The 6302-nt window shown below is 63.9% G+C and carries 2 protein-coding genes; one reads left to right on the top strand and one right to left on the bottom strand.

What is annotated here, in order from left to right; translation table 11 throughout:
* Window positions 1–103 precede the first annotated feature (103 nt).
* Window positions 104–3811, bottom strand: a complete 3708-nt coding sequence (metH, locus tag ACGLHT_RS16690; protein WP_137163494.1) for a methionine synthase — start codon at window positions 3809–3811, stop codon at window positions 104–106.
* Between the two features lie 183 nt (window positions 3812–3994).
* Between metH and ACGLHT_RS16685 the strand changes: the two genes are divergently transcribed.
* Window positions 3995–6295 (top strand): fatty acid cis/trans isomerase, encoded by a 2301-nt coding sequence (locus tag ACGLHT_RS16685; protein WP_025338484.1) that lies wholly within the window; start codon window positions 3995–3997, stop codon window positions 6293–6295.
* Window positions 6296–6302 lie beyond the last annotated feature (7 nt).

The following is a 6302-nucleotide window of genomic DNA, read 5'->3' as shown; positions in this document are numbered from 1 at the left end:
TGCAACCGGGTTCCTATGTTCAAAAGCAGCTAGACAGTGTGGGCGAGTCCATACATAGGAGCGGCCTTGTGTCGCGATGGGCCGCAAAGCGGCCCCAAGGGTCTTAGCTGTCGTAACCCAGGTTAGGCGCCAACCAGCGCTCGCTGACACTCACATCCTGGCCCTTGCGCGCGCTGTAGCGCTCGATCTGGTCCTTGTCGACCTTGCCCACGGCAAAGTACTGCGCCTGCGGGTGGGCAAAGTACCAGCCGCTGACCGCCGCCGCCGGGAACATCGCGAAGTGGTCGGTGAGGAACACGCCGCTCGGCCCGGTCTCGCCGATGGCAGTGCCATCAAGCAGGCGGAACAGGGTTTCCTTCTCGGTGTGGTCCGGGCAGGCCGGGTAGCCGGGGGCCGGGCGAATGCCGCGGTACTGCTCCTTGATCAGCGCCTCGTTGTCCAGGTGTTCGTCGCGGGCATAACCCCAGTGCTCTTTACGCACCTGCTCGTGCAGCCATTCGGCACAGGCCTCGGCCAGGCGGTCGGCCAGGGCCTTGACCATGATCGAGCTGTAGTCGTCGCCCTTGTCCTGGTAGGCCTTGGCCACTTCCTCGGCACCGATGCCGGCGGTGGTGATGAAACCGCCCACATAGTCGGTAACGCCACTGGCCTTCGGCGCGACGAAGTCGGCCAGCGACCAGTTGGGCTTGCCGTCCGGCTTGATGGTCTGCTGGCGCAGGTGGTGCAGGGTAGCCAGGGCCTGGCCGTCCTCGCCGTACACCTCGATATCGTCATCGGCCACCTGGTTGGCCGGCCAGAAGCCGAACACCGCGCGGGCGCTGATCAGTTTTTCGTCGATCAGCTTGTCGAGCATCTCGCGGGCATCCTTGTACAGCGCCGTGGCCGCCTCGCCGACCACTTCGTCGGTGAGGATGCGCGGGAACTTGCCGGCCAGGTCCCAGGAGATGAAGAACGGGGTCCAGTCGATGTACTCGGCCAGGGTGCGCAGGTCGATGTCTTCCAGCACCTTGACGCCGGTGAAGGAGGGCACCGCTGGCTGGTAGCCAGCCCAGTCGTACTGCGGCTTGGCGGCGATAGCCTGGGCATAGCTCAGGCGCTCGGTACGGGCACTGCGGTTGGCGGTGCGCTCGCGTACTTCTTCGTATTCCTGGCGGGTCTTCTCGACGAAGCCGGCTTTCAGCTCCTTGGACAGCAACTGGGTGGCAACGCCCACCGCGCGCGAAGCGTCGGTGACGTAGACCACGGCGTCGTTGCTGTACTTGGGCTCGATCTTGACCGCGGTATGCGCCTTGGAGGTGGTGGCGCCGCCGATCATCAGCGGCAACTGGAAGCCCTGGCGCTGCATTTCGCGGGCGACGTGGACCATTTCGTCCAGCGACGGTGTGATCAGGCCGGACAGGCCGATGATGTCGCACTTCTCGTCGCGGGCGGTTTGCAGGATCTTCTCGGCCGGCACCATCACGCCGAGGTCGACGATGTCATAGCCGTTGCAGCCCAGCACCACGCCGACGATGTTCTTGCCGATGTCGTGCACGTCGCCTTTTACCGTGGCCATCAGGATCTTGCCCTTGGCTTCCGGCTTGTCGCCTTTCTCGGCTTCGATGAACGGGATCAGGTGGGCTACCGCCTGTTTCATCACGCGGGCCGACTTGACTACTTGGGGCAGGAACATCTTGCCCGCGCCGAACAGGTCGCCGACCACGTTCATGCCATTCATCAGCGGGCCTTCGATCACTTCGATCGGGCGGGCGCACTGCTGGCGGCATTCCTCGGTGTCTTCGACGATGAACGCGGTGATGCCCTTGACCAGCGCGTGCTCCAGGCGTTTTTCCACCGGCAGCGAGCGCCACTCTTCGTTTTCCACTTCCTTGGTTGCGCCGCCGCCCTTGTAGTCGTCGGCGATGGCCAGCAGTGCGTCGGTGCCATGCGGGGTACGGTTGAGCACCACGTCCTCGACCTTTTCACGCAGGGCAGCCGGGATCTCGTCATAGATCTCCAGCTGGCCGGCGTTGACGATACCCATGGTCAGGCCGTTCTGGATCGCGTGGTACAGGAACACCGAGTGGATGGCTTCACGCACCGGGTTGTTGCCACGGAACGAGAACGACACGTTGGACACACCGCCCGAACTCAGGGCGTGCGGCAGGTGGTCGCGGATGTAGGCACAGGCCTCGATGAAATCGACGGCGTAGTTGTTGTGCTCCTCGATGCCGGTGGCGACGGCGAAGATGTTCGGGTCGAAGATGATGTCTTCCGGCGGGAAGCCCACATCATTGACCAGGATGTCGTAGCTGCGCTGGCAGATTTCCTTCTTGCGCGCGGCAGTGTCGGCCTGGCCGACTTCGTCGAAGGCCATCACCACCACGGCAGCGCCATAGCGCTTGCACAGGCGGGCGTGGTGCTTGAACTGCTCGACGCCTTCCTTCATGGAAATGGAGTTGACGATGCCCTTGCCCTGGATGCACTTGAGGCCCGCTTCGATCACTTCCCACTTGGACGAGTCGATCATGATCGGCACGCGCGAGATGTCCGGCTCGCCGGCGATCAGGTTGAGGAAGCGGACCATGGCGGCCTGGGAGTCGAGCATCCCTTCGTCCATGTTGATGTCGATCACCTGGGCGCCGGCCTCGACCTGCTGCAGGGCGACTTCCAGGGCTTCGGTGTAGTTCTCTTCACGGATCAGCCGGGCGAACTTGGCGGAGCCGGTGATGTTGGTGCGCTCGCCGACGTTGACGAACAGCGACTGGCGGTCGATGGTGAACGGCTCCAGGCCCGACAGGCGGCAGGCCTTGGCGATTTCCGGAATCTCGCGCGGCTTGTACTTGGCCACGGCCTCGGCGATGGCCTGGATGTGGCCAGGGGTGGTGCCGCAGCAGCCGCCGATGATGTTGAGGAAGCCGCTGGCGGCGAACTCCTCGACCACCACGGCCATTTCCGCCGGGGTTTCGTCGTATTCACCGAAGGCGTTCGGCAGGCCGGCGTTGGGGTGGGCCGAGACATGGGTGTCGGCCTTGGTCGCCAGCTCTTCCAGGTACGGGCGCAGGTCCTTGGCGCCGAGGGCGCAGTTCAGGCCCACCGAAATCGGCTTGGCGTGGCGTACCGAGTTCCAGAACGCTTCGGTGGTCTGGCCCGACAGGGTACGGCCCGAGGCGTCGGTGATGGTGCCGGAGATCATGATCGGCAGTTCGATGCCGTCTTCCTCGAACACCTGCTGCACGGCGAAGATCGCCGCCTTGGCGTTGAGGGTGTCGAAGATGGTCTCGATCAGCAGCAGGTCGGCGCCGCCCTCGATCAGGCCGCGGGTGGCCTCGATGTAGTTCGTTACCAGCTCGTCGAAGGTGACGTTGCGGTAGCCGGGGTCGTTGACGTCCGGGGAAATCGAGCAGGTGCGGCTGGTAGGGCCGAGCACGCCGGCGACGAAGCGCGGCTTGTGCGGGGTTTCCAGGGTCTTGGCATCGGCCACCTGGCGGGCGATGCGCGCGCCCTCGACGTTCAGCTCGTAGACCAGCGACTCCATGCCGTAGTCGGCCTGGGAAATCTGCGTGGCGTTGAAGGTGTTGGTTTCGAGGATATCGGCGCCGGCATCCAGGTAGGCCTTTTCGATGGCGGCGATCACATCCGGGCGGCTGAGCAGCAACAGGTCGTTGTTACCCTTGACATCGCTTGGCCAATCGGCGAAACGCGTGCCACGATAGTCGTGTTCCTCGAGCCGGTAGCTTTGGATCATAGTACCCATGCCGCCGTCGAGGATCAGGATGCGCTCTTTGAGTGCGTTCTGGAGTGCTTGGAGACGAGCGCTGCGGTCGGACATAGGAACTACCTGGTCGGGCAAATTTCAGAAGGTGCAGAATCATAACAAAGCTGCGCGGTTTTTAGGCGCATCGCCCATTTGCATGAAAATGGCTCATGTTGGGCGGGCGTCGGCGAAGCAGGGCACCCAAGGACGACCAGGCAACAAATCGTGATGGCTTTCAATACCCAGGACTTTCCGCACATGGTGCATCGTATTCTTGCCGGCGTTTTCGCCCTGCTCATCAGCAGTGTGGCGTTCGGGCAAGCCCCCCAGTCGAGCCCGGCTATTTCCTACACCCGGGACATTCAACCGATCTTCACCGAGAAATGCGTGGCCTGCCACGCCTGCAACGACGCCGCCTGCCAGCTGAAGCTGGAAAGCCCCGAAGGCGCGGTGCGCGGCGCCACCAAGGTTCCGGTGTACCAGGGCGAGCGCAGCAAGGCAGTGCCCACCACGCGGCTGTTCTACGACGCCCACAGCGAGGGCGAGTGGCGCAAGAAGGGCTTCTACTCCGTGCTCGACAACCAGGGCAGCCAGGCCGCGCTGATGGCGCGCATGCTTGAGCTGGGGCACAAGACCCCGCTCACGCCCAACGCCAAGCTGCCCGAGGAAATCGTCCTGGGCCTGAACCGCAACAACATGTGCCCGTTGCCGCATGAGTTCGATGCCTATGCCGGCGCCCACCCCAAGGAAGGCATGCCACTGGCGGTGACCGGCCTGACCGACAAGGAATACGACACCATGCGCCGCTGGCTGGCCGCCGGTGCGCCGGTCGAGTACCAGCCGATCAAGCCAAGTGCGGCCGAAGCCAAGCAGATTGCCGACTGGGAAGAGCTGCTCAACCGCCCGGGTTCCACCGAGGCGCTGGTCGGCCGCTGGCTGTACGAGCACCTGTTCCTGGCGCACATCTATTTCGTCGGTGGCGAGCAGGGCCACTTCTTCCAGTGGGTACGTTCGCGTACACCGAGCGGCCAGCCGGTCGACCTGATCGCCACGCGCCGCCCCAACGACCCGCCGGGCACCGACTTCTACTACCGGTTGATCCCGGTGCAGGGCGTGATCGTGCACAAGACGCACATCACCTACCCGATGGGGCCGCAGAAGCTCAAGCGGGTCAAGCAACTGTTCTACGCCGGCGACTGGCATGCCACCGCGCTGCCAGGCTACGGCCCGCGCCACCGGGCCAACCCGTTCGAAACCTTCGAAGCGATCCCGGCCGTGGCGCGCTACCAGTTCATGCTGGATAACGCCGAGTACTTCGTGCGCACCTTCATCCGTGGCCCGGTATGCCGTGGGCAGATTGCCACCGACGTGATCCGCGACAACTTCTGGGCGTTGTTCCAGGAGCCGGCCCACGACCGCTACATCACCGATGCCAAGTACCGTGGCGAGGCCACGCCGCTGCTGGCCATGCCTGGGCAGATCGATGACGTGGGCAGCGTGCTGAGCCTGTGGCACGCCTACCGTGACAAGCGCAACGAGTACGAAAAACTGCGCCGCGAAGCCTATGCCGACATGCCGGCGCCGGGCTGGGCGACGCTGTGGGCCGGTAACGACAATGCGTTGCTGAGCATTTTCCGCCACTTCGACAGCGCCTCGGTGACCAAGGGCCTGATCGGTGATGTGCCGCTGACCGTGTGGCTGTTCGACTACCCGTTGTTCGAGCGCACCTATTACCAGCTGGCGGTCAACTTCGATGTGTTCGGCAACGTCTCGCACCAGTTGCAGACGCGCCTGTACTTCGACCTGATTCGCAACGGCGCCGAGGTCAACTTCCTGCGCCTGATGCCGGCCGACCAGCGCAAGGCGATCCTCGGCGACTGGTACCAGAACAGCGGCAAGGTGAAGATGTGGATGGATTATGAAGACATCGACACCGACACCCCGAGCGGCATCCAGCTCGACCCGCGCAACCCCAAGCGCGACTTCGGCCTGAAGCTGTTGCAGCGTACCGGCAGCCTGAATGCCGCGCCTGACCCGATCAACCGCTGCCAGGGCGCGTTCTGCTCGCGGCCGCAGGTGAGCGAAGAGTTCCGCAATGCCGAGCAGTCGCTCAGCCGCCTGGTGTCGCGCCCGGCTGCCGGGTTGAAGGTGATCAACCAGCTGCCCGAAGCGACCATGCTGCGCATCGAAGGGCAGGGCGGCCAGCGCCAGGTGTACAGCCTGCTGCGCAACCGCGCGCACAGCAACGTGGCGTTCCTGCTGGGTGAGGCGTACCGCTACCAGCCGGGGCTGGATACTCTGACGCTGTACCCGGGTGTGCTCAGCAGCTACCCCAACTTCATCTTCAACATCCCGACCAAGGATGTGCCGGAGTTCGTCGAGGACATGGAGTATGCGAAAGATGACCCGGCCAGGTTCGAGCGCATCGTCATGCGTTGGGGTGTGCGTCGCAGTCACCCAGAGTTCTGGCGCTACTTCCATGACCTGAACAGCTTCATCAAGGAGACCGAACCGGTCGAGGCGGGCGTGCTGGACATGAACCGCTACGAGAACCTCTGATCGGTTG

This window comes from Pseudomonas sp. PsB, assembly GCF_043658375.1.
In the GTDB taxonomy this organism is placed as follows: Bacteria; Pseudomonadota; Gammaproteobacteria; order Pseudomonadales; family Pseudomonadaceae; genus Aquipseudomonas; species Aquipseudomonas putida_Z.
The sequence above is the reverse complement of the archived record's forward strand: the minus strand, read 5'-3'. Positions and strand labels throughout refer to the sequence as shown.

Excerpts from the sequence above, each read along its gene's own strand:
- metH (WP_137163494.1), bottom strand. The coding sequence starts at position 3,811 with ATGTCCGACCGCAGCGCTCGTCTCCAAGCACTCCAGAACGCACTCAAA.
- ACGLHT_RS16685 (WP_025338484.1), top strand. The coding sequence starts at position 3,995 with ATGGTGCATCGTATTCTTGCCGGCGTTTTCGCCCTGCTCATCAGCAGT.